The sequence below is a fragment of the Microbispora sp. NBRC 16548 genome (assembly GCF_030268985.1).
GTDB lineage: Bacteria > Actinomycetota > Actinomycetes > Streptosporangiales > Streptosporangiaceae > Microbispora > Microbispora catharanthi.
In genome coordinates, this window is the sequence record NZ_BSSF01000014.1 from 28,180 (window position 1) to 54,667 (window position 26,488).

Genomic DNA, 26,488 nt, shown 5'->3' on the forward strand with positions numbered 1-26,488 from the left:
ACCGGGCCGTCAGGTGTCGCCGGGGGGCGGGGGCTCGGCGAAGGCGCCGGCGGATGCGGCGAGGGTGGCGGTTCTGGCCGCCTGGCCGGGCAGGTCCGGGTCGGGTGGCGTGCGGAGAAGCACCAGCTGGTGATACAGGGGCGCGGTGGCGGCGACGAGCAGTCGCCGAGCGTCGGTGCGCGGTGGGAGTTCGGCGCGCTCGACGGCACGGCGGACGATGACCTCGCAGCGGGCGTACCGATCCTCCCAGAGCCGTCGTTGGGCGTGGTCGGCCTGATCGGAGCGGAACGAGGCGGCGATCAGAGCCGCCACGATCGGCGGCTCCGCGGTGAGCGCGTCCTGGATCTCGTGGTTCAGCGCCGCCAGGTCGCCCTCCAGGGAGCCGGTGTCCGGGGGCTGCCAGGCGTCGTCGCCCGCCGCGTCCAGGACGTCGGCGAGCAGCCCGCCGACGTCTCCCCAGCGCCGGTACACCGTCGCGCGATGCACACCCGCACGGGCGGCGACGCCGTCCACGGTGAGCCCGTCATAACCGCGCTCTCCGAGCTCGGCGAGCATCGCGTCGAGCACCTGCCTGCGGATACGGGCGGTGCGTCCGCCGGGGCGGCGCCGGGGCGACGGCACGGGCCGGGCGCCCTCCGGTTGTGGTGCTGAAGAAGTCATCGCTGGTGGTCCGGTTGCTCGGTGAGACGACGTCGTGGCAGGATCTTAACGCACCAACTGTCGCACTAATGGCGTCATCGATGCTCTTGCGGAGCGTTCGCCAGGAAGGAACCGACGCGTGATGCCGGCTGTGCCCGCCGACCCGACCGTGCTGCATCCGATGCCCGGGCAACCGCGGGTGGTGCTGCTGAAACCGCTGATCACCTCACCGCTGATCGAGGTCGGAGAGTTCTCCTACTACGACGATCCGGACGATCCGACCGCGTTCGAGACTCGCAACGTGCTGTACCACTACGGGCCGGAGAAACTCGTCATCGGGAAGTTCTGCGCGCTGGGCGAGGGCGTGCGGTTCATCATGAACGGCGCCAACCATCGCATGGACGGCCCCTCGACGTTCCCCTTCCCGATCATGGGCGGTTCCTGGGCCGAGCACTTCGACCTCATCACCGGCCTACCCGGGCGGGGCGACACCGTGGTGGGCAACGACGTGTGGCTCGGATACCGGTCCATGGTGATGCCCGGCGTGCGCATCGGCCACGGAGCGATCATCGCCTCCGGGTCCGTCGTCGTCGACGACGTCCCCGACTACGGCATCGCCGGCGGCAACCCCGCCAGGCTCATCCGCCGCCGCTACGGCGACGCGGACATCGAGCGCCTCCTCGCACTGGCTTGGTGGGACTGGCCGCTCCAGCACATCACCGAACACCTCCGCACGATCATGTCCGGAAGCATCGACGACCTGGAGAACGCGGCGCCGGCGCCTTCGCACCCGTAATCCGACTCTTCACGCTTCCAGCACCTCGGAATCGAGCCACCAGCATGCCTTCCTCGTCCCCCCACAACCCGTTCGCCGACTGGCTTCGCGCCCATGCCGTTCCGCTCGCCCACCTCGACCCGGAGGCGCCGCTCGACGACCTGGAGCCGCTGCGCGACATCGTGGGCGGCGCGCGCGTCGTCGCGGTCGGCGAGCACTCCCACTTCATCGACGAGTTCGCACGCGTGCGCCGGCGCATCCTGCGGTTCCTGGTCGAACGCTGCGGATTCACCGTCCTGGCCTTCGAACACGGCTTCAGCGAAGGCTTCCCCATCGACGCCTGGGCCCAGGGGAAGGGCGCGGACGACGACCTGGCGGCCCACCTCGCCGCGGCGATCCCCTTGGGAGTCGACGAGCCGTTGCGCTGGATCCGCCGGCACAACCGCACAGCCGCACATCCGGTGCGCTTCGCCGGCATCGACATCCCCGCGGCCGGCGGGTCCCTGCTCCCCGCACTCGTCCCGATCGCCGACTACCTGCGCCAGATCGATCCCGAAACTCTGCCGATGATCCAGGCGGCGATCCGGATCGCCGAATCGTTCGCCGGCGGCTCCGGGGCGGTGGCCGCGCCCGCGTGGGCGCGCCTGGACACCGCCGAACAGGACGCCCTCAGTGCGATCCTGATGCGCCTGCTCATCCGGTTCCGCGCCGTCGAACCGCTGTACGTCTCCCGCGGCGACCAGGACAGCTATGACATCGCCCTGCGTCGCCTCGAAGGGGCCTGCCACGGCGACTACACCTTCCGCGCCATGGCCGGCCTTTTCGCCGGAAGCGGCCTGACCGCCGACACCTCGGCCCGCGACGTCTACATGGCCGGGTCGGTCCTGTGGCATCTGGAGCGCTTCGAACCTGGGACCCGGGTCGTGCTGGCGGCCCACAACGCCCACATCCAGAAGGTGCCGATCTCCTTCGACGGTCACCTCACGGGGCTGCCGATGGGACAGCACCTGCGCAGCGCCCTCGGCGACGAGTACTTCGCCCTCGGCCTGACGAGCACCACCGGACACACACCCGAGATGCGCCGCGACGAGAAGACGCCCTTCGGTTTCACCGTCGACGACATCACGCTGGAGCCGGCAGAACCCGGAAGCGTCGAAGCCGCCTTCGCCGACGCCGGCCTCGGGCTCGGCATCGCCGATCTCCGCCGGGCACGCCGCGAGACGGCCGACGGCGCCGGCCCCGACCGGATCCGGATGCAGAGCGTCTACGTGCATACCCCCGTGCTCGACGCGTTCGACGGCATCCTCAACACGCCGGTCTCCACCGTCGCCGGCGACGTCCAGATCTGAGGACCCCGGCCTCCGCTGATCAACCTTGGCGGGGCCAAGGGCTCGCGGCTCCTATGACAGAAGCAACGGAACGACTCACCCATGGTCTTCACCCAGGCCGAACTCGACTATCTGGCCACGCAGCGCATCGGGCGGCTGGCCACCGTCTCACCGGACGGGCAATCACGCCGACCAAGATCGTAACCTGGGGGCTGGACGGGCCGCGAGCGAGCCGTACGGTGTGACGCCACCGGCCGTTCCGATCCTCCTCGCGAGTGTGTAGCCCCGGACGCGTGTCCGTGCGGATACGATCGGCGGCCGTGGAGGACGACGCCGAGGACTTCGTCCGCGCGCACACCGGGCTCGCGGCCGTGCCGTACGTGCCGGAGATACGGCTGCGCCTGATCACGCCCGGCGCCGGGCCGGATGCCGTGCCGGACGCGGGCGGGGACGACCGTGTGTACGAGCTGTGGGAGCGCGCCGGGCGGCTGCCCTTCTGGGCCTGCCCCTGGGCCGGCGGGCAGGCGCTGGCCCGCCACGTGCTCGACCACCCCGAGATCGTGCGGGGCCGCACCGTCCTCGACCTCGCCAGCGGCTCGGGCCTGGTCGCGGTCGCCGCGGCGCTGGCCGGAGCCGCCCTGGTCGTCGCCAACGACGTCGACCCGTACGCGCTGGCGGCCGTCAGCGTGAACGCCCGCGCCAACGGCGTCGCGGTGCGGATCGCCGGTGGCGACCTGCTCGACGGGACGCCGTCCCAGCAGGTCGTGCTGGCCGGGGACGTCTACTACGAGGAGCCGCTGGCCCGGCGGGTCACCCCGTTCCTGTCCCGGGCCGGCGGCGAGGTCCTTATCGGGGTGCCCGACCGCGCCTGCTCCTATCTCCCTGAAGGCGTGTTCGAGCAGGTCGGGGTGCATCAGGTGCCCGCCTTCCTGGAGGACGCCCCCAGCAAACGGACGACCATATATCGGCTTTCCAAGCACTGTGTGACCTAGTTCACAACAACGGAACAACTGCCGGTTACGTCATAGGGAAAGGGGATCTTCGTCTGACACGAAACGGGGCGTGACTGTGTCTTCTCTTCACCGCAGGGTGGCCAGGAAAGCGGCCAGGGCGGTCGTACGGGCGCTGGAGGCCCGTGACCGGCAGCGTGCCCGCTCGGCACCGCCGCCCGACGGTCACGAGATCCGCATCCTGCTGCTGCACGCCAACGGCATGGGCGGCACGATCCGCACGGTCTTCAACCTCGCCGGATATCTGGCGCGCACCCACGATGTCGAGATCGTGAGCGTCGTGCGGGAACGCGAGGAGCCCTTCCTCCCCGTTCCTCCCGGAGTGCGCGTCCGCTACCTCGACGACCGGCTGCCCCGCCGCAAGGGCCTGCTGTCGCGGTTCCCGAGCAGGCTGGTGCCGAAGGACGAGGCGGCCTACCACTGGTTCACCCTGCGCACCGACCTCAAGCTGGTCCGCTACATTCGCTCCCGCCGCAGGGGCGTCCTCATCGGGACCCGGCCCGGCCTGAACCTGATCGCCGCCCGCTTCGCACCCCCGGAGATCATCACGGTCGCCCAGGAGCACGGGAACCTGTCCTCGCACCAACCGCTGGTGCGCAAGCAGATCATCCGCAGGTATGCCAGGCACGACGCGGTCGTCACCCTCACGCAGGCCGACCTGCGCGCCTACGAGCGGTCCTTCGAGAAGGCGCGCAGGGACCTGCCGGCCGTGCTGGCGCAGGTGCCCAACGCGACGCCCCGCCTGAACGGCGGCGTCTCACCGGTCACCGCGAAGACCGTCGTCACCGTGGGCCGCCTGACCTGGGGCAAGGGCTACGACCTGCTCATCCGCGCGTGGGCGCACGTGGCGGCGCGGCACCCGGACTGGACGCTGCGGATCTACGGCGGCGGCCCCCGGCAGGAGAAGCTCCAGGCGTCGATCGACAAGCGCGGGCTCTCCGAGCGGGTGTTCCTCGAAGGCCCGGTCGAGGACGTCGGTGCCGTCCTCGCGGACGCCTCGATGTTCGTGCTGAGCTCCCGCCACGAGGGCATGCCGATGGTCATCCTCGAGGCGATGAGCAAGGGCGTCCCCGTCGTCAGCTACGACTGCCCGACCGGCCCCAAGGAGATGATCACCCACGGCCACGACGGCCTGCTGGTGAAGCCGGAGAAGATCCATGCGATGGCCGACGCCATCTGCACGCTCATCGAGGACGAGGACCTGCGCCGCCAGATGGGCGCCAACGCGCTGAAGACGGCCGCGCGCCACGACCTCGACGTCATCGGCGCCCGGTGGGAGGACCTGCTGTCCGGCCTGGTGGCCCGGCGGCGCGGTCACGCGCCCGGCGACCCGCTCGCGTACGGGTCGGCCGAGGCGGGCGAACAGGACGCCGGGGAACGGCCGGGCCCTCTCGGCGCCGCCGCGCTCGACGTCGGCCGTACGCCTGACGGACGGACGGCACGCCTCAGCCAGAACGCGTGAACCACCGGCGAGGGGCCGCCTCACGGGCGATCCGGACGACCGTCCGGAGCACCACCGGCGGCACCACCCACCGCACCGGGCCCACGGTCACAGGAAAATGCCGCCGGAGACCTCGACGCGCTGACCGGTGATCCAACGGCTCTCCTCGGCGAGCAGGGCACCGATCGCGCCTCCGACGTCGGCGGGCTCCCCCACCCGTCCCAGCGCCGTCTGCGACGCGAGCATGGCGCGGAAGCCCTCGTCGTCCCGCATGACGCCGCCCGCGAAGTCGGTGCCGACCGGGCCGGGGGCGACGGTGTTGACCGTGATGCCGCGCGGCCCGAGTTCCTTGGCGAGGTATCGCGTCAGCACCTCCACCGCGCCCTTCACCGACGCGTACGCCGCCTGCCCCACGCTCGCGAACCTGGTCAGCCCGGTCGACAGGTTGACGATCCGGCCACCGTCCGCGATGAGGGGCAGCAACTTCTGCGTGAGGAAGAAGACGCCCTTGAAGTGCACGTCGGTCAGGGCGTCGAACTCGCTCTCGGTCGTGTCGGCGAACGCCGCGCTGACCGCGATGCCGGCGTTGTTGACGAGGTAGTCGAACTCGTCCCGGTCCCACCGCTCGCGCAGGGTGCGGCGCAACTCGTCCGCGAAGCCGTCGAACCCGGCCACCGCCGCGGTGTCCAGCGACAGCGCCGCCGCGGTGCGGCCGAGCCGGGTCAGGGACTCGACGACCTCCTCGGCCTGGTCCTTGCCGGTCCGATAGGTGACGACGACGTCGACGCCGCGCTCGGCGAGGGCGAGGGCCGTGGCACGTCCGAGGCCCCGGTTGCCGCCGGTGATGAGGGCGATTCGCTGAGAGGTCATGATCGAAGCTCCTGGTCATCGGGGACACGGCCCCCGGCGGGGCCGTCACGCCCAGTTCACCGGGCCGCGCGCCGGGCTGCCACGGCCCACTTATCCACGGCCAACGCAGCCACGGCCGACGCAGCCGGGGCCCGCGTATCCGGGGATCGGCAGGCCGTGGATACAGGGCGCCCGGCGCGGAAGGATGAGCGGGGACGGGAGAAGGCAAGGAGGCGCGAGCGTGGACCGCGAGGGACTGGCCGACTTCCTGCGCAAGCGCAGGGAGGCCCTGCAGCCCGAGGACGTCGGGATGGTCCGCGGCCCACGCCGGCGCACCAGCGGGCTCCGCCGCGAGGAGGTGGCCGCCCTCTGCGGCATGTCCAGCGACTACTACAGCCGGATGGAACGCCGGAGAGGGCCGCAGCCGTCGGAGCAGATGCTCGCCGCGATCGCCCGCGGGCTGCGCCTGACCCTGGCCGAGCGCGACCACCTCTTCCGGCTCGCCGGGCACAGTGCACCCCAGCGGGCGCTGCGGGGCGACCACGTGAACCCGGGGATCATGCGCGTGCTCGACCGGCTCTGCGACACACCCGCCATGGTCACCACCGCACTCGGCGAGACGCTCCGGCAGACCCCGGCCGCCGTCGCCCTGTTAGGCGACCAGACCGTCTTCAGCGGCATGGCGCGCAGCATCTTCTACCGGTGGTTCACCGACCCGGCCGAACGGCGCCTCTACCCGGAGGACGACCATCCCCTGTACGGACGCGTGTTCACCGCCCTGCTGCGGGAGGCCGCCACGCGCGAGGGGCCCCGCTCCCGCGCCGCCGCCGTCACCCACGACCTCCTCGGCCGCAGCGCCGAGTTCGCCTCGCTCTGGGACAGGCACGAGGTGGGTCTCGGATACCCGGACACCAAACGGCTGCTGCACCCGGAGCTCGGCGCGCTGGAACTGCAGTGTCAGACGCTGCTCGATCCCGACCAGTCGCAGGCGCTGCTCGTCTACACGGCCACGCCGGGCACCGAGAGCCACGACAAGCTGCGCCTGCTCGCCGTCATCGGCGGTCAGCGCCTCGGGGCCTGACCGGCCCACTCCTGCAGGCGACGGGCGAGCGCCCGGACCTCCTCGCGCAGTTCGGGCGGGCCGACCACGGTGAACGGCACGCCGAGGCCGGCCAGCACCTGCGCCATGCCGTCCAGCCGCTCCGCGCGGCCGGTCATCCGGACGCCGCCGTCCACCGGGGCGAGCGCGGCCACCGTCGGCGGGATCCGCCGCCGGGCCTCGTCCATCGTCGTGGCCAGCACCACCTCGACCTCGTACCGGTACGGCACGCCGGCCAGCGACGCCATGACGTGGGCGACCGCGTCGAACTCCCCGGGGGCGGGAAACTCCTCCTCCGTCATCTCCGCCCGGCCGATCCGGTCGAGCCGGAACGTCCGCACCTCCCCCCTGTGGTGGTCGTGGCCGGTCAGATACCAGCGGCCCGAGTGGAACACCAGTCCGTAGGGATCGACCGTCCGCTCGCTGTCCTGCCCCCGATAGGACCGGTAGGCCAGCCTTACGCGGAGACGACGGCGGGCCGCGTCGGCCAGCGTCAGCAACGTGGCCCCGCTCGGCCGGGAGGTCGCGGCGGAGCGGGTGGTCAGGCCGACCATGTCCTCGACGGCGCCGACCCGGTCGCGCAGGGCGTCGGGCAGCACCCGCTGGATCTTCGCGAGCGCGCTCTCGGCCGCCCCCTCGCCCACCGTCAGGCCCGCGCGGCGGCCCGCGAGCAGCCCGAGCACCACGGCGGTGGCCTCGTCGCCGGTCAGCATGAGCGGCGGCAGCCGGTATCCCGGCATCAGCCGGTAGCCGCCGTAGCGTCCCCGCTCGGCCTCCACCGGAATGCCGAGGTCCTCCAGCCTGCGCACGTAGCGGCGCACGCTCCGCACGTCCACCTCCAGGCGCTCGGCCAGCTCGGGACCGGTGAGCCCGGGCCTGGCCTGCAGCAGTTCCAGGAAGGCGAGAACGCGATTGGTCGACATATCAGGACCGATTCTGCCCTGATTCGGATCTAGCGTCGACGCATGACGACATACGTACTTGTCCCTGGCTTCTGGCTCGGCGCGTGGGCATGGCGGGACGTGACCGCCGCCCTCCGTGGCATGGGGCACGAGGTTTACCCCCTGACCCTCACCGGCCTCGCCGACCGCGCCCACCTCGCCTCCCCCGATCTCGACCTGGACACCCACATCCGCGACATCACCGGCCTCGTCGAGGCCGAAGACCTGCACGACGTCGTGCTCGTCGGCCACAGCGGGAGCGCCGCCGCCATCACCGGAGCCGCCGCCCGCGCGGCCGGCCGCGTGAGCCGGGTCGTGTACGTCGAGAGCGGCCCGGTGCCGGACGGCTTGGCCCAGATCGACCTGACCGGGCGGGAGTTCGTCGAGAAGCGCGTCGTGGACGGCCAGCGCTACCCAATGCCCTCCTGGGACGAACTGCAGGAGTCGGGCGCGAGCCTGGAGGGGCTGGGCGAGCGCGAGCGCGCGCTGATGGCCGCCCGAGCCACCGACCAGCCGCTCGGCACGATCACGCAGCCCCTCGCGCTGGGAGACGACGCCGCCGCGTTCGCCGCGCTGCCGAAGACGCTGGTGAGCTCCTCGTTCCCGCTCGCGCAGGTCAAGGAGCTGATCGCGACCGGACATCCGGCGTTCGCGCCGCTGGCCGGGCCGGAGTGGGAGCTGCGTGAGCTGCCCACCGGTCACTGGCCGATGCTCTCCCGTCCCGGTGATCTGGCCGTGCTCCTCGCCGAGATGGCCTGACAAGCCGACGCCTTTACATTGTAGATTCCCTGGGTGGGACTTTTGTCCTGCCCAGGGCCGTATCGATCTCTCTACCTGGGCCGACGGCGCCCGCCTACCGTCGTCCCCATGACCACGAGAACCGCCGACGCCGTGTCCCTGACCTCGGCGACCAAGCGCTTCGGCCCCGTACGGGCCGTGGACGGGCTCACGCTCGCCATCCCCCGCGGCCAGACGGTGGCCCTCCTCGGCCCCAACGGCGCGGGCAAGTCGACCACCATCGCGCTGCTGCTCGGACTGCTGCCACCCGACTCCGGGCGGGCCGCGCTGTTCGGGCTCGACCCCGAGCAGGCCGTACGGCAGGGCCTGGTGGGCGCGATGCCGCAGGAGGGCGGCCTGATCCCCCGGGTCACGGTCCGCGAGTTGCTGACCTTCGTGTCCGGGACCTACGCCGCTCCCCTCCCCCTCGACCGGGTGCTCACACTCGCCCGGATCGGAGACCTGCGCGACCGCCGGGTGGACCGGCTGTCCGGCGGGCAGGCGCAGCGCGTGCGGTTCGCGATGGCGGTGTGCGGCGACCCCGACCTGATCGTCCTCGACGAGCCCACCGCCGCGCTCGACGTGGAGGCCAGGCGCGAGTTCTGGAACGGCATGCGCGGGCTGGCCAGCCAGGGCAAGACCATCCTGTTCAGCACCCACTATCTGGACGAAGCCGACGAGCACGCCGACCGCGTCGTCGTGCTCGGCCACGGCCAGGTGATCGCCGACGGCACCAGCGCGGAGATCAAGCGGGCGGCGGCGCTGACCACGGTGAGCGTGACCGCCGACGGCGAGTCCGCCTGGTTCTCGACCCTGCCGGGCGTACGCCACATGGAGATCAGGGGCGGCCGGGTCCACCTGCGCAGCGGCGACTCCGACGCCACCGTCATGGCCCTCGCCCGCGCGGGCGCCGTACGCGAACTGGAGGTCGTCCCTGCCGACCTGGAGGACGCCTTCGTGGCCCTCACGGCGAAGGAGAACGCGTGATGTGGGGATACGTGCGGCTCGAACTGACCAGGTCCATGCGCGACGGCGGCTACGTGATCTTCGGAATCGTGATGCCGGTCGTCATGTACCTCGTCTTCACCAACCTCGGCCTGGCTCCCGGCGACCGGCACGACGCCGCGATCTACACGATGGTCAGCATGGCGGCCTACGGCGCGCTCGGCGGCGCGTTCAACAACGGCAGCGGCATCGCCGAGGACCGCGCGGCGGGATGGCTGCGCCAGTTGCGGCTCACCCCGCTGACCTCGGCCCAGGTCGTGGCCGGGAAGGTCGTCACAGGAGCGGTCGCCGTCGTGCCGAGCATCGCGGCCGTGCTGCTGGCCGGCGTGCTGGTCAACCACGTCACGCTCCCCCCGCAGCGGTGGCTGGCGATCGTCGCGCTCCTGTGGGCGGGCACCGTGCCCTTCTCCCTGCTCGGCCTCGGCAACGGCTACCGCCTGTCGGGTCAGTCGGCGGCGATGGCCAACATCGCGACCATGCTGACGCTGGCCATCCTCGGCGGCCTGTGGGTGCCGGTCGAGAACTTCCCGTCCTGGCTGCGGGCGATCGCCGAGTGGACCCCGTCGAACAGCTACGCGGGCCTGTCCTGGCGGATCGCGTTCGGCGACGTCCCCACCCTCCGTCAGGTCGTCCTCCTGTCGGCCTGGCTGCTCGTCTTCGGCGTCTACGCGGTGTACGGCTACCGCCGCGCCGGTCGCCGGGCCTGACCGCTAATGTGACGTTCCCGATGACGACAGAACGCGACACCTGGCTCGACCCGCTACGCGAGGGCGAGCGCGGCCCCGACGCCAAGGGCATGTACATGTGGGTGGCCGTGACGGCGGCACCCGTGTGGGACATCGCACACGGCCGGTCCCATCCCCTCTGGCTGGCATGGCCGGCCGCGCTGGCCGCCGCCGGGCTCTACGTGGTCACCACACACTTCGCCTTCGCGAACCGGCGGCGCGCCCTGCCGGTGCTGGGGCTGCTCGCGGTGGTGGTCCTGGCGTCCGCCACCGGATTCCGGCACAACTGGCTCTATCTGATCGTCATGCTGGCCGTCGCCACCGGGATCACCGTGCGCGGCAAGGTCCTGCCGGTGATCCTGATCGCCGAGTGCGGCGCCGCACTGGCCGTGGCCGTAGGGGCCGGCGCATCCCTCACCGGCGTCCTGTCCATGATCTGGGGCACGTTCACCGCGGGCCTGATACCAGCGATCATCATCCGGCTGTGGGAGGCCATCCACGAGCTCAAGGCGACCCGCGAGGAGCTGGCCCGGGCCGCGGTGACCGAGGAGCGGCTGCGTTTCTCCCGCGACCTGCACGACCTGCTCGGGCACACCCTCTCGATCATGGTCGTCAAGGCCGAGGCCGTACGCCGGCTGTCGCGGGTGGACGCGGACGCGGCGGCGGGGCAGGCGGCCGACATCGAGCAGATCGGGCGGCAGGCGCTGACCGAGGTGCGGGCCGCCGTCACCGGCTACCGGGGCAGGGGGCTCGCCGCCGAGCTCGACTCCGCCCGCGCCGCGCTCGCGGACGCCGGCATCGAGGCGACCGTCCGCACCTCCTCCGTACGGCCCGATCCCGAGACCGACGCCCTGCTCGGCTGGGCCGTGCGCGAAGGTGTGACCAACGTCGTACGGCACAGCCGCGCGTCGGCCTGCGAGATCGGCCTGCGCGACGACGGCGGGCTCCTGGTGCTGGAGATCCGCGACGACGGCCCGCCGAAGAAGGCCCAGGGCCACGGCAACGGGCTGATCGGCCTGCGTGAGCGGGTGAAGGCCGCCGCCGGCGCCGTGGAGACCACGGCGCCGGCGGACGGAGGCTTCCTGCTCCGGGTGGCCGTGCCGTACGCGAAGGAGGACGGTCAGTGATCAAGGTGCTGCTGGCCGAGGACCAGGGCATGATGCGCGGCGCGCTGGCCCTGCTCCTCGGCCTGGAGGAGGACATCGAGGTCGTCGCCCAGGTCGGCCACGGCGACGAGGTGGTGGACACCGCCCTGCGCACCCGGCCCGACGTGGCCCTGCTCGACATCGAGATGCCGGGCCGCGGCGGGCTGGAGACCGCCGCCGACCTGCGCGAGCACCTGCCCGGCTGCGCCGTGCTCATCCTCACGACGTTCGGGCGGCCCGGCTACCTGCGCCGCGCCATGGAAGCCGGGGCGCGCGGGTTCCTGGTCAAGGACGGCCCGGTCGAGGATCTCGCCGACGCCGTCCGCCGCGTGCTGCGCGGCGAGCGGGTCATCGACCCCGCGCTCGCGGCGGCCGCGCTCAGCACCGGCCCGAGCCCGCTGACCGACCGGGAGCGGGACGTCCTCGCCGCGGCGGCCGACGGCTCGACGATCTCCGACATCTCGGCCCGTCTCCACCTGTCGGACAGCACCGTGCGCAACTACCTGTCGTCGGCCATCGGCAAGACCGGCACCAGGAACCGGATCGAGGCCGCCCGCCTGGCCCGGCACAACGGCTGGCTGTAGAGGCTCACTGCACGTCGAACTCGTTGCCCTCGGGGTCGGCCATGGTCACGTGGTGGCCCCCGGGCTCCCGGACGGTGCGCAGCACGGTGGCGCCCAGTGCCTTGAGCCGGTCCACCTCGGCGTCCCTGCGCTCGGGGCCCGCGTGCAGGTCGATGTGCAGGCGGTTCTTGCCGGCCTTCGGCTCGGGGACCGCCTGGAAGAGGATCCGGCGGCCGAGGCCGGTGCCGGTGTCCGGATCGACCGGGTCGTCCGGGTGCCGTACGGCCCGCAGCGTCCGGAAGGCCGCGCGGTCGGGGGTCACCGCCTCCTCCCCCACGACGCCGGCGGCCAGGAGCCGGCCGACCACCGCGCTGTTGTCCTCCACCTCGTAGCCCAGGGCCTCCGCCCAGAACGCGGCCTGCGCGTGCGGGTCGGCACAGTCGATGACGAGCTTCCATTCGAGAGTCATGTAACCCTTTATAGTGGTTACATGAGCTTGACGCTACATCCACGCGACGGGGTCTCCTTCCGTTTCGATCCGGGCGCCCTCTGCCTGGAGTTCCTGGTAAGCGGCGGCGTGGGGGTCTACGCCCACTACGAGACGCTCCACGAGCCTGCCGACCTCGCCCGATGGGCCGCCGTGTCCCGGCTCGGCCTGGAGGAGGTGGACACGACGGCCGACGAGCTCACCCGTGCCAAAGCCCTGCGCACCGCCCTGTGGGGGCTGGCCGGCGACCGCGTCCACGGACGCACGCCGAGACAGGCGGACGTGGACGCGGTCAACCGGGCGGCGTCGGCGCCGCCGCTGACGCCCGTGATGACGGCGGACGGGCTGCGATCCTGGGCGACCCCGGCGACCGGGGGCCAAGTGGTCTCGACCGTCGCGAGAGACGCGATCGAGCTGTTCACCGGCCCCTACGCGGACCGCGTGCGGGAGTGCGCGGGGGACAACTGCGCCCTCATCTTCGTCGACACCTCACGTCCGGGCAGCAGGCGCTGGTGCTCGATGGACCGGTGCGGCAACCGCCACAAGGTCCGCGCCCACCGCTCCCGCGAGGGCTAGCGTTCGCCTGCTCCCGCCGGCACAGAGCCGGGACGACGTGAACGTGACGCAGGCACCGTCGACAACCGACGCAGCAGTTGCATGGCGTCCTTCTCGACGCGCGAAAGATCGTGGAGGATGGCGCCGGCCTGCTCGAGGTATCCCGCGTCGCCGCTCTCCCCCGCCTTCGCGATCAAGGTGGACACCTGCGTCCACAGGACGGCGGCCTCCGTGTACAGCCGGTGACCGGCGCGGAGGTCGTCGTCGTCGATCAGCCGGGTGCACTCGTCGAGGAAGTCGCGATAGAGCGCGCGGAACAGGGCACCGCCGGTGCCGCCCTTCTCCATGAGGAGGGCGGCCTGCGGCAGGTCCTGCCGCGGCTCGCCGGCGCGTAGCAGCCATCCGGGCACCTGCTTGCCGGCCTTCTCGATGCCGCGGTGGCCCAGATTCGCGATGGGAGCGGCGAGGAAGGCGTCGGCGCAGTCTCTGATGGCGGGGATGATCCGGTCCTGCCAGGAGAGCGGGTGAGCCGGCAGGGTGATGGTGAAGGATCGGTTCCTGGCGGTCATCGGGCCGCGTTCGGCCCGTGCCATGGCGAGGCCGGCCCGGCTGGTACGCACCGCTCCTCCCTGCTGGTCGGTGTCCACAAGGTAGACGTCGTGCTCGTCGTAGCCGTACATGGCGACGACATGACCGCCGAAGTGCACCGTGGAGCGGAAATAGTCCAGGTGGTAGGAGTCGAGCTGGAGGCCGACCGGCCGACCGGCGTCGATTGGGACGGCCACGTTCTCCCACGCCTTGCGCGGTGAGGTGGTCTCCTCAACCGTCAACGTCAGCCCCAGCCTGGCGGCCAGGTTCCTGGTGAGGTCGAAAGGCTTGACGCGGCCTCCGAGAAGGGGGAACGGCATGCCCTTGCTGTCCCAGTAGATGAAGGACAGGCCCGAGCCCAGCCCGAACAGCATGGGCTCGGACAGATCGAGTCCCTCATGCCGCAACAGCACCCCCAGCGCCGTCGTCTCGCAGTGGTGCATTCCACGGGCCTCGACGTCCTTCACGATGGCCATGCTCGCTCTCCTCATCCCTATCCCTGATCGCTGGAAGTAGCGTCAGGTCTCCCACAATGGGAGAGTCCACCGGAAGTCCTGATCATCTCGTCGGCGAGGGGACAACTACGTCGGCAAGCCGGCCGAGACCGAGATCGACCGGCCTCCGGACTCCTGAGGTTCCCGGCCCAGCCGCCTGACCGGCCTGATCGACAGCAGCGCCGCCACCACGCCGACCGTCACCAGGGCCGACCCCAGCATGAAAGCGCGCGGTTCGACCAGTGCGGTGACCGGACCGGCCAGCGCCTGCCCGACTGCCATGCCCGCGACCGACCCGGCCACCTGGTAGGCGTTGACCCGGTTCACCACGTCTGGCGCGACCTGTGTCTGCACGCTGGTCGACCACATCACCGACCAGAAGGCCAACGCGCACCCTCCGAGCAGGTGCCCGGCCATCAGCAGCGGCAGCGGCAGCCCGAGTGCGACCGCCAGCGGCACCGCCACGTACCCGCTCAGCGCCACCGCCCCGGCCGCCAGCGGCCTGCGCGGCCTGAGCCTGATCGCCACCAGCCCGCCCAGCACGGTGCCGAGTCCGAGCGCCGTCATCACCCAGCCGTAGCCGGCCCCGATGGCCTGGGATGACAGCGGCACGTACGGCCCGACCACCAGAACGCCCCAGAACACCCAGACCAGGATGACCGACCACATCCAGCTCCTGGCCGTGAACTCCTCCCAGCCCCTGCGCAGGTCGCTCAGCACGTCGGAGGGCTCCGGCCTGGGTACGGCGGCCCGGACCAGCAGCAGGCACACCCCGCTGACCAGGAACGTCGCGGCGTCCACCGTGTAGACGAAGACCGGCCCGGCGACGACGATGAGGACTCCGGCCAGTGCGGGCCCGGCCAGCTGGGTGACCGCCTCGGCGATCTTCAACGTCGCGTTGGCCCGCTGCGGATCTCCGGCGACCAGGGGGACCATGCCGTTGACGCCCGGTTCGAAGATCCCGGCGGCCGCGCCCGACAATAACGCCGTCACCAGCAACAGGGCGTACGGCGGAGCACCATCCAGGAAGGCGACGGCCACCACCCCCTGGGTGACGACCCTGCCCATGTCCGCGCCGATCATCAAGCGCCGGGCGCCGACCCGGTCGGCGACCACTCCGCCGAACACCATGACCAGCACCGCCGACGCCGTCCAGAGCGCGAGCACGTAGCCGACGCCCGCGATCCCATAGACTCTCCCGATCGCCAGCGCCGAGGCGACGGGCATCATCGCGTCGCCGAGCAGCGAGATCGTGCGAGCCCCGAAGTAGAGGGTGAAGTTCCTCGTCCACATGAGCCCCAATCCTGGGTTTTTCCAGATCAGAGCACCGGTGTCCCAAATGACATCATTAGATACATTTGCGCCATGGACTTGGATTGCCCGGTAACGCCGCCTACGCCCCCCGACCCGCATCGCGTGGTCGCCTTGGTCGCCCCGAACCAGGAGCTCTACCCGGTCACCTCCGCCTCAGCGGTCTTCGGCTACCACGGCCCCGACATCCCCCAGCACTACAGCTTCGGCCTGTGCGCCGAGCGCGCCGGCTCCCTCCCCACCACCCTCGGCGTCCCCATCCAGGTGGACAGCGGTCTCGAAGCCCTCGACGAAGCCGACACCGTGGTCATCGCGAGCTGGACCCTCACTCCCTCGCCCGCCGTACTCCACGCGGTGTCCCAAGCCCATACCCGAGGCGCACGCATCGTCGCCGTCTGCGCCGGAATCTTCATCCCCGCCGCCCTGGGCCTCCTGGACGGCCGCCGCGCCTCCGTCCATTGGGAACTGTCCGGCGAACTCGCCGCGCGCCACCCCCGCGTCATCCCCGACGACACCGTCATCTACGTCGATCACGGCGACGTCGCCACCGCCGGAGCCTCGGCCGCCACCCTCGACCTCTGCCTTCACCAGGTCCTCCAGGAGTACGGCGCGGCCCACGCCATGCGCATCGGCCGCCAGCTCGCCGCCGGTCCGCACCGCGAGGGCTGCCAGCGCCAGTACCCTCCCCTCCCCACCACCGGCCCCATGCCGGACTCCCTGGCCCCCCTGCTCGAATGGCTCCTCTCGCGCCTGCCCGACCAGGTCACCGTCAAGGACATGGCCGTCTACTCGGGCGTCTCCCCTCGCACCCTCACCCGCCAGTTCGCCGATCAGCTCGGCGTCCCACCCGCCCGCTGGCTGCTGGAACGCCGCCTGGCCGCCACCCGCGCCCTGCTGGAGGAGACCGACCTGCCCGTCGAGACCATCGCCACCCGCGTCGGCCTCTCCTCGGCGGTCAACCTGCGCCGCCGCTTCCACACCGCCCTGGGCACCACCCCGGCCGCCTACCGCCGCTCCTTCCGCTGAAGCTCCCGGGCTGTTCCGCCGCGACCCCGCCCGTCCACTTGCTCTGTACGGCGAGCGCCCACCATGGCACAGGTCACCCGCCCTCCCTAGGGCCGGAGCACGATCTTGCCGTGCGTGTGCCCCCGTTCCAGGTCGCGGAACGCGTCCCGCACCCGCTCCAGCGGGTAGACGCGGGCGATCGGCACCTCGAGCTCCCCGCGTGCGGCGAGCCGGGCCAGCTCGCCGAGCACGACCGCGCATGCCGCCGCGCCTTCTCCGTAGGTCCGCGCACCAACCTTGGCGGCGGTCCGCCAGTCGCGGATCGTGTCGATCCGCTCGGGCCGTACGCCCAGCTCCACTGCCAGATCCACGTAGCCGTCGCCGAACGTGTCGATGAAGGCGTCGACGTTCCCGCCGGAGGCCTGCCGGATCCGCTCGGCCACGCCCTCCCCGTACTCGACCGGGACGACACCGCGATCCTTCAACCAGGCGTGATTCGGCTCGCTCGCCAGCCCGATCACCGTGGCGCCGCGCCGCCGCGCGAGCTGCACGGCAAGGGACCCGACGCCGCCCGCCGCACCGGACACGACGACCGTGTCGGCCGGTCCGGGGTCGACCGCGAACACGGTGGCGTACGCGGTCGTGCCGGCCACGTACAACGACCCGGCCACTTCCCAGGACAGCCCCTCCGGACGCGGGATCAGATTCACGTCGTCGACCACGACAAACTCCGCGTGACTTGCCCTGTTGTGGGTGAAGCCGAGGACCTCGTCGCCCACCGCGACGCCACGCGCCTGCGAACCGACCTCCACCACGACACCGGCCAGATCGCTGCCCTGCCCGGAGGGGAACGTCGCCGGCCAGCGCTCGTGCCGCGCGCCCTTCCGGATCATCACCTCGCCGGGCTGGATCCCGGCCGCGCGGACCTCCACCAGCACCTGCCCGGGGCCGGGAACCGGACGCTCCACCTCCTCCACCCGCAGCACATCGATTCCGCCGTACTCGTGGAACCGCACCGCCTTCATCGCGTGATCACCGCTCTTCCTCGTTCGGATAGGTGTTGGAGTGCCGGTCCGGCAGGCCTAGACGTCGAGCACCTGGTGAAGTCGCTCCGCGGTCGCGCGCGGGCGGAAGACGTATCCGTTGTGCCCGCCGGGGAACGTCTCGCAGGCGATCCCCAGCTCCTCGGCGAGCAACCTGGCGCACCTGTGCGCCCAGATGTGGCCCGAGTTCTCACCGACAGCGGGCACGACACGGGCGGGTGAGTTCTTGAGCGCGGTCAGGTCGAGAGCGTGAGCCCGTAGGGCCGGAGCGTCGTACGTGAGGAAGAACTCCAGGTTCGGCAGCTGTTCCGGCCCCGGAACGCGCGTCTCGACGTCGGGCTCACGGTCTGTCGGGTCGATGCCGGCGAACTTCGCGAACCTACGCAGGGCGGAGAAGGCGCCCTCCGCCTTGAACGTCTCCTCGGCTGCGAGCAGATCCCCGATGGCGAGAGCGCGCTCCGGCTCAGGCAACAGCTGGGTGACGGGCGGTTCGTGCGCGACGACCACGCCGACCTGCCCGGGGTGCCTGGTCGTCAGCTCCAGCGAGATCAGGGCGCCGATGCTGCTGCCGTAGACGTGGGCGGGTTCCGTGGTGAGGTCGGAGAGGAGGTGGGAGATGTCGTCGGCGTGCGTGACCAGCGTCAGTCCGGGGTCGTCGGTGGTGCTACCCGACAGGCCACGGCGGTCGTAGGTGAGGACGGTGTACCTGTCGGCGAGGTGGGTGGCGAGAGCCTCGTTCACGGCGGCGTCCCCATGGCCGCCGGCGACGAGCACGAGCAGGGGGCCCGAGCCACGGACGAAATGACGCAGCCGCGCGCCCGGCACTTCAAGCACAGATTCCCTCATGAAACCGCCTTCATCGCGTGATCCACCGCTTTTCCTCGTACGGATAGGCCTTGGACGGCCACGCCTCGACTATGCCTTCGTCGTCGACGGCTGAGGAACGGAGCGGTCTCCCTAGGATCGACGGTCCCAGGATCTGTTTGACGAACGGTGATATCACTACCGATATGGGGATTCACCGCGACGACCTCGCCGATTTCCTGCGCCGGTCCCGAGAGCGGCTGACTCCACGGGACGTCGGACTGGTCGAGGGGCCGAGGCGGCGTACGCCGGGACTGCGCCGCGAGGAGGTCGCGGCACTCGCCGGTATGTCGGCCGACTATTACATGCGGCTCGAGCAGGCCAGGAGCCCGCAGCCCTCGGTTCAGATGCTGGCCGCGCTGACGCACGCGCTGCGACTGACCACCGACGAGCGGGACCACCTGTACCTGCTCGCCGGGCACCGCCCGCCGGAGGGGGCGCGGGCCGGGGAGTACCTGCGGCCGAGCATGCTGTACCTGCTCGACCGGCTGGACAGCGTTCCGGTCCAGGTCCTGAGCGACCTGGGCGACCTGCTGGCGCAGAACGACATGGCGCAGGCCTTGTTCGGGTGCGTGTGCAGGGTGGCCAAGGAGGACCGCAACATCGTGCTGCGCTGGTTCACCGAGCCGGACGTGCGGAACCACTTCGCGGCCGAGGAGCACGAGGAGCACTCCCGGCAGCTGGTCGCCGACCTGCGCGCCGCGGTGACCCGCCGCGGGGACGACGCGGCAGCCCGCGCACTTGTCACGCGGCTCCGCGCGGCCAGCGCCGAGTTCGCGGCGCTTTGGGACCGGCACGAGGTCGCGGTGCGCAGGTCACACCCGTACCGGCTCATGCATCCCGAGCTGGGCAGGATCGAGTTCGACTGCGAAGTGCTGGCGACGCCTGCGGCGGACCAGCGACTGCGGGTCTTCACCCCGCCGCCCGGCGGCACCGAGGCGCTGGACATGCTGCGCGTGCTCGGCCCGCAGCACCGGCACGACACCGCCGCGACGCGCACGTCCGCGAACTAGGGCACCCCCGCCGAGATGGCATTTCGCCGTTACCGGAGCCGGTGCGGGGGATCGTCGACCGGAGCCGTACGGACCGACGGCTGCGCAATCGTAAGGTGACGGCGTGGAACGACTGGAAGAGGCCGCGGTCCGCCTCGTCCTGAAGGACATGCTCTCCGACGAGCTGCCGATGCTCGCGGCCGAAGCACTGGCACGCGGGGTGGACTCGCCGGCGCTGCGCGAACTGGCAGGCCTGTTCTCGCATGAGGTTCGTGAAGCGCGCGATCTTTTCTACCTCGCCATGGAGGAACTGGGCTCGCCGGTCCCGGACGTGGAGGAGGCGCGTCGTCGGACGATGGCGATGGCCGCTCGGCGGGCGCTTCAAGGGGAGATGCCCCTCCATGCGGCTACCCATGAAATCTACTGGCAGTCCTGCTACGTCTCCGAGTCCTGGCCGCCCCGGACAGAGACCATGTTGAGGTTCCTCAGCCTGCAATCGGCCTGGGAGGACCATCCCGAGAAACGAGCGCAGACCGAAGCGAACATCCGTACAGCGATGATCCGGCTATTGAAGGAGCTGGAAAGCCCAGAAGAGACGCCGTGAGCTGTGAGCCACACCCTCATCGGCCCCGATGTACTCCGTCGCCCCGATCGGCGCCTGGATGAAGCGGCGCGGCCCTTATGGCACAGAGGCGCCCAAATAGGGCAGACGAGCCAGTCGGCTGGTGTGCACACACCGCTGAAGACTGCGTCACGCTCCACTACGTGGGCATCAGGCTCGGCTGCCTTGCTCGCCTCCCACCGAGGCAGGCGAGCAAGGCAGCCGAGGGCGAGCAGATCGCCCGGCTACCCCTGCGAGCGGTCACCCCGCTGCCCGGCCAGGGCGCGGTTGACGGCGGCGAGCACCGCCCGGGCGGACGCCGTCACGGCGTCGGCGTCCTCACCCGCTCCCCACGCGGGGGTGTCGCCGACGCGGCATCGGGCGTAGGCGACGGCGCCGCCCTCCGCCGGATGCCCGCCCTGCCAGAGCACCTCCACCGCGATTCCGGACGCCTCCAGCGCCGCGGCGAGGGCCGCCGCCGGTTCGGCGCCGGTGCCCTCGCTTTCGCACCCGTCCCGCCGTACCAGGCAGTGGAAGCCGTCGCCGCCGGCGGCCCACGACGACAGCGTGACCGGCCCGTCCTCCGCCATGTACGCGGCGCGGAACAACTGGAGCAGGTCCTTCGGTGTGGCCTCCCGCCCACTGCGGTCCGTCGCGTCCTGCACGACGCGGGAGAACTCGGCGCGCAGCGCCTTCGGCAGGTCGAGCCCGTGGTGCGTCTGGAGGAGGTGGGCGATGCCGCCCTTGCCCGACTGGCTGTTGACCCGGATGACCGCCTCGTACGTGCGGCCGACGTCGGCCGGGTCGATCGGCAGGTAGGGCACCGACCAGGGCGCCTCCCCCACCGGCACGCCCCGCTCGGCCGCCGCGCGCTCGTGGTGGGCGAGGCCCTTGCTGATCGCGTCCTGGTGGGTGCCGGAGAAGGCCGTGTAGACCAGGTCTCCCCCGTACGGATGCCGTACGTGGACCGGCAGGCGGTTGCACTCCTCGACGGTCCGCCGGACGACGTCGATGTCGGAGAAGTCCACCATCGGGTCGACGCCCTGCGCGTACAGGTTCAGCGCGAGGGTGACGAGGTCGACGTTCCCGGTGCGCTCGCCGTTGCCGAACAGGCAGCCCTCGACGCGTTGCGCCCCGGCCAGTACGGCGAGCTCCGCGCAGGCCACCCCCGTGCCCCTGTCGTTGTGCGGGTGGACCGAGAGGATGACCGCGTCACGCCGTTCGAGGTGGCGGTGCATGTACTCGATCTGGTCGGCGTACAGGTTCGGCGTGGCGATCTCGACGGTGGCGGGCAGGTTGTGGATCACCGGCCGGTCGGGCGAGGCGTCCCACAACCGGGTGAGGCCGTTGCAGACCTCCAGGACGTAGTCGGGCTCGGTGCAGTTGAACACCTCAGGGGAGAACTCGAACCGCACCGCCGTCTCCGGCATGGCGTCGGAGAGCCGCGCGACGTGCTCGGCGGCCTCCCGGATGAGCGCGTGCAGGCCGGCCCGGTCCTGTCCGAGCACGACGTCGCGCCAGACCGGCGCGGTCGCGGTGTACAGGTGCACCACCGCGCGCGGCATGCCCTGGATGGAGGCGAAGGTCTGCTCGATGAGGTCGCGGCGGGCCGCCGTGAACACCACGGGGGTCACGTCGTCCGGCACCGCGCCGCGTACCGCCAGGTGACGGACGAAGTCGAAGTCGGTCCGGCTCGACGACGGGTAGCCGACCTCGATCTCCTTGAACCCCATCGCGACGAGGAGGTCGAACATACGGCGCTTGCGCGGCGTGTCCATCGGCTCGGCGAGCGCCTGGTTGCCGTCGCGCAGGTCCACGGGCACCCACAGTGGGGCCCGCTCGATCCTGTGCCCCGGCCATGCGCGCCGGATCTCGGGAATCTCGACCCGCTCGTGGACGGGCCGGTAGCGGTGGTACGGCATCGCGCTGCCTCGCTGAGGATTCCAGGCGGGAGCATCGGCGGGCACCGGGCCGTCCGGGGTGCGAAGCGTGGGGAAAGGTGTGCGGATCGCGGGGACGGGAGTGGAGGCGGTGGTCACGAAGGTGATCCTTTGGTCGGTCTGCCGGCGACCGGCGGCACGGCACCCCGCGGCGGGGCGCCGGTCTCGGATCAAACCCCGCCGCGGCGGCCGAGAAGCAGGCCGGAAATACGGCCGAAGGACCAGTGCGACATGGCGGTTAGACTAACCACAGAACAACTCCTCAGACAACCTGAGAGGTGAAAGTCGATGGCGCTCGGCGCACTCCACCGCAGCCCTCTCGTCGACCAGGCCGTCGAGAGCCTGCGCGAGCAGATCGCGGAGGGCCGCTGGCCGGTCGGCACCCGGCTGCCCGGCGAGACGACGCTGGCCAAGACCCTGGGTGTGGGCCGTTCCACCGTCCGCGAGGCCCTGCGCGCGCTGGCCGGAGCCGGTCTGGTGCAGGCGCGACAGGGTGCCGGGGTCTTCGTCATCGCCACCAGTCCCGCCGAGGACTGGACGGCCCGCCTGCGCCGTGCCGCCGTGGCCGACGTCTACGAGGTGCGCATGCTGGTCGAGGTGCAGGCCGCCCGGCTGGCGGCGCGGCGCCGTACGCCTGACGACGTGACGGCGCTGCACGCGGCGCTGGAGGCCCGGCGGGCCGCCGCGCGGGAGAGTGACGCCGCCTTCGTCGACGCCGACATCGCCTTGCACGCGGCCGTCGTCGCCGCCGCGCACAACCCGGTGCTGACAGACCTGTTCGCCGAGTTCGTCCCCCGGCTGCGCGAGGGCCTGGTCGCCCTGGTGGACCTGCTCGACCTGCGGGCGGGCGACCCGAACCCGGGAGACGACGCCCACGCGGCGTTCGTCGGCGCCGTCGAGCGCGGTGACGCCGACGGCGCGGGCCGCGTGCTGCAGGAGGAACTGGAGCAGACACTCGACCGCCTCCGCCCCGCGGGGTGAAGTGAGCCCGATCAGGGCTCGACGTCGGAGAAGAAGCCCGCGTCGAAGGTGATCTTGGCGAGGGCCTTCTGCCCGTCGGCGTTGGGGTGGAAGTAGTCCCACCCGCTCACCTGCTTCAGGGCGAAGGGATAGGAGAAGACCGCGCCCCCGTCGTAGCGGCAGCCCGAGCCGTAGCTCTCGCATGCCTGCCCGAGCTGCTCGTTGTAGTCCATCACCCGCTCGCGCACCCGGTCGCGCCTGGCCTCGTCCTTCTTCGCGGTGGATTTCGGGTTGGCCAGCATCGACTGGCAGATGTGGCCGATCCCCCAGAAGACGCGCGCCCATCCGTTGTCCTTGCCGACCCGCCACAGGCGCTTGACGTCCGGGATGCTCGCGACGTAGACCCGCGCGCCGGTGGGCCGCAGCACGTCGAAGGCCGTGTCGATGTTGCGCCGGAACGCGGCCACGGGGGTCATCTCCTTCTCGGAGCCCACGCAGGCGTCCTGCGCGCCGATCAGGACGGTGACGTAGCCGGCCCCGGCCTGGACGGCCTGCCGCGCCTGCCCGGCCAGGTCGGCGCTGGTGGCCCCCGGGACGGCGAAGTTCAGGTTGTGCCCTTTGATCGCGCTCCCCATGGCGAGCAGGCGCAGATAGTGGCTGTTCACCGACGGCGAGTCGCCCGCGGACCACGAGCGCGACGTGCAGGCGACATACCAGCCGCAGGCGTTGAAACCCGCGCTGATCGAGTCGCCCAGCGCCGCCATCACGGCGGGCGTCGTACGGGCGTGGGCGCCGGTCGGCACGAGCAGGACGGCCGCGGCCAGGACTGGCGTGATCTTCTTGATCATGGGCACCTCCGGGAGATCAAAGGTAGGGATCGCGTGGAGGTGCGCTCTATCGCCACCAGGGAAGGCGAGCCTTCCATGACCAAGTTCCTATCGCGGCTTGACAGAGGGAGCCCACGACCGCAAGGGGGGTCTCTTGTCGAACATGTTCAGATCCTGCGTAGAGTGAGTCGGGTGAGTGTCGCTCTTATCCGGCCCCTCGTGGTTCGCACGGTCGCGGTGAGCGACCCTGACGATCTGCTGGCGCGTCTGCCCGACGCCGCGCCGTACGCCTGGATCAGACACGGTGAGGGACTCGTGGGCTGGGGGGAGGCGGCACGCGCCGCGGTGCCGCCCGGCCCCGGCCGCTTCGACTGGGCGCGCGGCTGGCTCTCCTCGCTGTTCGCGGGAGCGCTCATCGAGGACCAGGTCGGCGTGCCGGGCTCGGGACCGGTCGCCTTCGGCTCCTTCACCTTCGACGGCGACGCCCAGGGGACCGTGCTGGTCGTCCCCCGCGTGGTGCTCGCCCGGCGGGGCGGCCGCGCCTGGCTCACCACGATCGGCGACAGCGCCTTCGACCTGGTCACCCCGCCGAGGGAACCCGGCCGCATCCGGTACGCCGACGGCTCGCTGACGGCGGCCCAGTGGGAGCACCGGGTCGCGCGGGCCGTACGGCGGATCAAGGACGGCAGGCTGGACAAGGTCGTGCTCGCCCGCGACCTGACGGCCGTCGCCGAGCGGGACATCGACCCCCGCGTGCTGCTGGGACGGCTGGCCGAGCGCTACCCCGAGTGCTACACGTTCTCCGTGGACGGGCTGGTCGGCGCGACGCCGGAACTGCTGGTGCGGCACACCGGCCAGGCGGTGGAGTCGCTGGTGCTCGCGGGCACGACGGCGCGGGGCGGCGGCCCGGCCGACGACGCCGCCCGCGGCGCCGCGCTGTACGCCTCGCAGAAGGACCGTCACGAGCACGCCTGCGCGGTCGCCTCGGTCAGGGAGGCCCTCGCCCCGCTGTGCTCGGCGCTGCACGTCCCCGACGAACCCGAGCTCCTGGTGCTGCCCAACGTGCAGCATCTGGCCAGCCGGGTCACCGGGCGGCTGTCCGACGGCGCGTCGGTGCTCGACGTGGTGGCGGCCATGCACCCCACCGCCGCCGTCGGCGGGACGCCCACCGGCGCCGCGCTCGGCGTCATCCGTGAGCTGGAGGGCATGGACCGCGCGGGCTACGCCGGGCCGGTCGGCTGGATCGACTCGCGCGGCGACGGCGAGTGGGGCATCGCGCTGCGCTGCGCGTACGTCTCGGGCAGGCGCGCCCGGCTGTTCGCCGGCTGCGGCATCATGGCCGAATCGGACCCCGCCGCCGAACTCGCCGAGGCGCAGGCCAAGCTCCGCGTGATGCGGTACGCCCTGGAAGGGTGAGCGCCGAGGGCGGGCTCACAGGCCACTCGGCCGGGGCCAGGTGTAGTCGCAGGAGGAAAAGCCCAGGTCGTCCCCGCTTTTTGCAGGGCCTCGCGGTATTGCCGGTCGAAGGCGTGCAGGTCTTCGACCGGGAGGGCGGCACGGGCTGCTTGGACCATTTCGAATGAATGCGGAGTCATCATGGGGGCGGTGTGACCTGGCGGGCGATGCGCTGGTGCGGAGAGCGCGAGTTTCCTCGACGCGCTGTGCACTCCGGCCTGATACGGCGACAACGGGCCGCGCCGGATCCGCGGCGGCATCGGCTGTTGCTCGACGCCGGCTCCACGCTCATTGATCTGGCAATGTTCGCGTCCCTGTTCGACCAGCGGGTGCCGAACGGGCCCGGCGGGCGGCCGGTGCCGAGCCGCTGCGCGACGACGCTACGCGTCACCCGCGTGCCCCTCGCCGGCCGCCTCATCGGGAACGTCACCGCGATCCGCGACCGCGTCGTCGCGCTGGTTGGCGACTCGGAGACGCTCGCATGACCACGGACCGGCGGGTCCGGCGGACGCGATCGCTGCTGCGCCAGGCGGCCATAGAGGTCATCCGCGAAAAGGGCTTCGGCGCAGCCCGGGTGCGCGACATCACCGAGCGCGCAGACGTCAACCGAGCCACCTTCTACGCGCACTACGCCGACAAGTACGCGTTCGCCGAGGCGATGGTGCGCGATGAGATCCGGCACCGGTTCGCCACCAGGCTTCCGGCTGCGCCTGCGCCGGTCGCCGACCTCGTCCACGCCCTGGCGGTGCTGCTGTGGGAGGATTCCAGCCGGGCGGACGGCTGCCGGCGGAACATCGACGTTCTGCGCCCGCTGATCCAGCGCGCGGTGCGCACCGAGGTGTCTCGCTTGCTCCTCGAACGGCTCGCGTACGAGTCGGCCGTGACGGCGCACATCGTCGGCTCGACGATCGTTGGCGCGGTTTGCTGGTGGCGGGAGAACGGGTTGTCGGACACCTCACCCGACCATGTGGCCGACGAGGTGACCAGAGCGGTGTTGTGCGGGCTGAGGCCGGCGTCAGGGTGACCCGGGTACTTCTGCGGTCATGAGCCGCTCGCCGTTCGGCACCAT

General features: G+C 71.6%; 28 protein-coding genes. 18 read left to right on the plus strand and 10 right to left on the minus strand.

The annotated features are described in order from the left end of the window. Positions 1-9: 9 nt before the first annotated feature. A complete protein-coding gene (locus QSK36_RS32215) occupies positions 10-660 on the minus strand; it encodes a TetR/AcrR family transcriptional regulator (protein ID WP_183532583.1) in 651 nt (216 codons plus the stop codon). Between the two features lie 121 nt (positions 661-781). Here QSK36_RS32215 and QSK36_RS32220 point away from each other — a divergent pair, with 121 nt between their 5' ends. The 4 genes from QSK36_RS32220 (at position 782) to QSK36_RS32235 (ending at position 5,214) form a co-directional block, all read left to right on the plus strand. Further along, the gene (locus QSK36_RS32220; protein WP_285784976.1) at positions 782-1,435 is read left to right on the plus strand and encodes a CatB-related O-acetyltransferase; all 654 of its coding nucleotides are present in this window, start codon (positions 782-784) and stop codon (positions 1,433-1,435) included. A 44-nt stretch (positions 1,436-1,479) separates the two neighbouring features. Beyond that, the gene (locus QSK36_RS32225; RefSeq protein WP_285784977.1) at positions 1,480-2,763 is read left to right on the plus strand and encodes an erythromycin esterase family protein; all 1,284 of its coding nucleotides are present in this window, start codon (positions 1,480-1,482) and stop codon (positions 2,761-2,763) included. 299 nt (positions 2,764-3,062) lie between these two features. Beyond that, entirely contained in the window at positions 3,063-3,734 is a 672-nt protein-coding gene (locus QSK36_RS32230; RefSeq protein WP_183532588.1) for a class I SAM-dependent methyltransferase, read from the plus strand. 76 nt (positions 3,735-3,810) lie between these two features. Beyond that, positions 3,811-5,214 (plus strand): glycosyltransferase family 4 protein, encoded by a 1,404-nt coding sequence (locus QSK36_RS32235; protein WP_285784978.1) that lies wholly within the window; start codon positions 3,811-3,813, stop codon positions 5,212-5,214. An 87-nt stretch (positions 5,215-5,301) separates the two neighbouring features. Here QSK36_RS32235 and QSK36_RS32240 read toward each other — a convergent pair whose 3' ends face one another. After that, positions 5,302-6,063, minus strand: coding sequence for an SDR family NAD(P)-dependent oxidoreductase (locus QSK36_RS32240; protein ID WP_285784979.1), 762 nt, complete (start codon positions 6,061-6,063; stop codon positions 5,302-5,304). A 220-nt stretch (positions 6,064-6,283) separates the two neighbouring features. Between QSK36_RS32240 and QSK36_RS32245 the strand changes: the two genes are divergently transcribed. After that, a complete protein-coding gene (locus QSK36_RS32245; protein ID WP_285784980.1) occupies positions 6,284-7,123 on the plus strand; it encodes a helix-turn-helix transcriptional regulator in 840 nt (279 codons plus the stop codon). Here QSK36_RS32245 and QSK36_RS32250 read toward each other — a convergent pair. Continuing rightward, the gene (locus QSK36_RS32250; RefSeq protein ID WP_183532594.1) at positions 7,105-8,064 is read right to left on the minus strand and encodes a helix-turn-helix transcriptional regulator; all 960 of its coding nucleotides are present in this window, start codon (positions 8,062-8,064) and stop codon (positions 7,105-7,107) included. The genes QSK36_RS32245 and QSK36_RS32250 overlap by 19 nt on opposite strands. A gap of 42 nt (positions 8,065-8,106) precedes the next feature. Here QSK36_RS32250 and QSK36_RS32255 point away from each other — a divergent pair, with 42 nt between their 5' ends. From QSK36_RS32255 to QSK36_RS32275, 5 genes are all read left to right on the plus strand, one after another. Next, entirely contained in the window at positions 8,107-8,841 is a 735-nt protein-coding gene (locus QSK36_RS32255; protein WP_285784981.1) for an alpha/beta fold hydrolase, read from the plus strand. Positions 8,842-8,949: 108 nt separating this feature from the next. Next, positions 8,950-9,846: an ABC transporter ATP-binding protein gene (locus QSK36_RS32260; protein ID WP_285784982.1), complete on the plus strand. Its 897-nt coding sequence runs from the start codon at positions 8,950-8,952 to the stop codon at positions 9,844-9,846. Beyond that, a complete protein-coding gene (locus tag QSK36_RS32265) occupies positions 9,846-10,571 on the plus strand; it encodes an ABC transporter permease (protein WP_183533661.1) in 726 nt (241 codons plus the stop codon). Before QSK36_RS32260 ends, QSK36_RS32265 begins: the two co-directional genes overlap by 1 nt. 20 nt (positions 10,572-10,591) lie before the next feature. Then, the gene (locus QSK36_RS32270) at positions 10,592-11,716 is read left to right on the plus strand and encodes a sensor histidine kinase (RefSeq protein WP_285784983.1); all 1,125 of its coding nucleotides are present in this window, start codon (positions 10,592-10,594) and stop codon (positions 11,714-11,716) included. Beyond that, a complete protein-coding gene (locus tag QSK36_RS32275) occupies positions 11,713-12,318 on the plus strand; it encodes a response regulator transcription factor (RefSeq protein WP_139578012.1) in 606 nt (201 codons plus the stop codon). The genes QSK36_RS32270 and QSK36_RS32275 overlap by 4 nt, the downstream gene beginning before the upstream one ends. 4 nt (positions 12,319-12,322) lie before the next feature. Here QSK36_RS32275 and QSK36_RS32280 read toward each other — a convergent pair whose 3' ends face one another. Further along, positions 12,323-12,766 (minus strand): VOC family protein, encoded by a 444-nt coding sequence (locus QSK36_RS32280; RefSeq protein ID WP_139578011.1) that lies wholly within the window; start codon positions 12,764-12,766, stop codon positions 12,323-12,325. Between the two features lie 21 nt (positions 12,767-12,787). On the opposite strand from QSK36_RS32280, the gene QSK36_RS32285 reads away from it, so the two are divergent. Further along, positions 12,788-13,360 (plus strand): CGNR zinc finger domain-containing protein, encoded by a 573-nt coding sequence (locus QSK36_RS32285; protein WP_183532602.1) that lies wholly within the window; start codon positions 12,788-12,790, stop codon positions 13,358-13,360. On the opposite strand, the gene QSK36_RS32290 is transcribed toward QSK36_RS32285, so the two are convergent. Both QSK36_RS32290 and QSK36_RS32295 read right to left on the minus strand, forming a co-directional pair. Continuing rightward, positions 13,357-14,403 (minus strand): BtrH N-terminal domain-containing protein, encoded by a 1,047-nt coding sequence (locus QSK36_RS32290; protein ID WP_285784984.1) that lies wholly within the window; start codon positions 14,401-14,403, stop codon positions 13,357-13,359. The genes QSK36_RS32285 and QSK36_RS32290 overlap by 4 nt on opposite strands. Positions 14,404-14,508: 105 nt before the next feature. Next, positions 14,509-15,714, minus strand: a complete 1,206-nt coding sequence (locus QSK36_RS32295) for an MFS transporter (protein ID WP_285784985.1) — start codon at positions 15,712-15,714, stop codon at positions 14,509-14,511. 72 nt (positions 15,715-15,786) lie between these two features. Between QSK36_RS32295 and QSK36_RS32300 the strand changes: the two genes are divergently transcribed. Continuing rightward, positions 15,787-16,758, plus strand: coding sequence for a GlxA family transcriptional regulator (locus QSK36_RS32300; RefSeq protein WP_285784986.1), 972 nt, complete (start codon positions 15,787-15,789; stop codon positions 16,756-16,758). 86 nt (positions 16,759-16,844) lie between these two features. Here QSK36_RS32300 and QSK36_RS32305 read toward each other — a convergent pair whose 3' ends face one another. Both QSK36_RS32305 and QSK36_RS32310 read right to left on the minus strand, forming a co-directional pair. Next, positions 16,845-17,762 carry an NADP-dependent oxidoreductase gene (locus QSK36_RS32305; RefSeq protein WP_285784987.1) on the minus strand — a complete coding sequence of 306 codons (918 nt, stop codon included), beginning with the start codon at positions 17,760-17,762 and terminating at the stop codon, positions 16,845-16,847. A gap of 57 nt (positions 17,763-17,819) precedes the next feature. Continuing rightward, the gene (locus QSK36_RS32310; RefSeq protein ID WP_285784988.1) at positions 17,820-18,626 is read right to left on the minus strand and encodes an alpha/beta hydrolase; all 807 of its coding nucleotides are present in this window, start codon (positions 18,624-18,626) and stop codon (positions 17,820-17,822) included. A gap of 164 nt (positions 18,627-18,790) precedes the next feature. On the opposite strand from QSK36_RS32310, the gene QSK36_RS32315 reads away from it, so the two are divergent. Beyond that, positions 18,791-19,657 carry a helix-turn-helix transcriptional regulator gene (locus QSK36_RS32315; protein WP_183532613.1) on the plus strand — a complete coding sequence of 289 codons (867 nt, stop codon included), beginning with the start codon at positions 18,791-18,793 and terminating at the stop codon, positions 19,655-19,657. Positions 19,658-19,760: 103 nt separating this feature from the next. Beyond that, positions 19,761-20,240 (plus strand): hypothetical protein, encoded by a 480-nt coding sequence (locus QSK36_RS32320; RefSeq protein WP_285784989.1) that lies wholly within the window; start codon positions 19,761-19,763, stop codon positions 20,238-20,240. 242 nt (positions 20,241-20,482) lie between these two features. On the opposite strand, the gene QSK36_RS32325 is transcribed toward QSK36_RS32320, so the two are convergent. Further along, positions 20,483-22,159 (minus strand): 2-isopropylmalate synthase, encoded by a 1,677-nt coding sequence (locus tag QSK36_RS32325; RefSeq protein ID WP_285785122.1) that lies wholly within the window; start codon positions 22,157-22,159, stop codon positions 20,483-20,485. A gap of 306 nt (positions 22,160-22,465) precedes the next feature. On the opposite strand from QSK36_RS32325, the gene QSK36_RS32330 reads away from it, so the two are divergent. Beyond that, positions 22,466-23,158: a FadR/GntR family transcriptional regulator gene (locus tag QSK36_RS32330; protein WP_285784990.1), complete on the plus strand. Its 693-nt coding sequence runs from the start codon at positions 22,466-22,468 to the stop codon at positions 23,156-23,158. An 11-nt stretch (positions 23,159-23,169) separates the two neighbouring features. On the opposite strand, the gene QSK36_RS32335 is transcribed toward QSK36_RS32330, so the two are convergent. Then, on the minus strand, positions 23,170-23,985 hold the full coding sequence (locus QSK36_RS32335; protein WP_285784991.1) for an SGNH/GDSL hydrolase family protein: 816 nt from the start codon (positions 23,983-23,985) through the stop codon (positions 23,170-23,172). Positions 23,986-24,156: 171 nt separating this feature from the next. Between QSK36_RS32335 and QSK36_RS32340 the strand changes: the two genes are divergently transcribed. The 3 genes from QSK36_RS32340 to QSK36_RS32350 all read left to right on the plus strand — a co-directional run bounded on the left by QSK36_RS32340 (position 24,157) and on the right by QSK36_RS32350 (position 26,443). Next, positions 24,157-25,380: an isochorismate synthase gene (locus QSK36_RS32340; RefSeq protein ID WP_285784992.1), complete on the plus strand. Its 1,224-nt coding sequence runs from the start codon at positions 24,157-24,159 to the stop codon at positions 25,378-25,380. A 341-nt stretch (positions 25,381-25,721) separates the two neighbouring features. Then, positions 25,722-25,904 (plus strand): hypothetical protein, encoded by a 183-nt coding sequence (locus tag QSK36_RS32345; protein WP_285784993.1) that lies wholly within the window; start codon positions 25,722-25,724, stop codon positions 25,902-25,904. Next, complete coding sequence (locus tag QSK36_RS32350; protein ID WP_285784994.1) at positions 25,901-26,443, plus strand: TetR/AcrR family transcriptional regulator; 543 nt, start codon at positions 25,901-25,903, stop codon at positions 26,441-26,443. Before QSK36_RS32345 ends, QSK36_RS32350 begins: the two co-directional genes overlap by 4 nt. Positions 26,444-26,488: the final 45 nt, after the last annotated feature.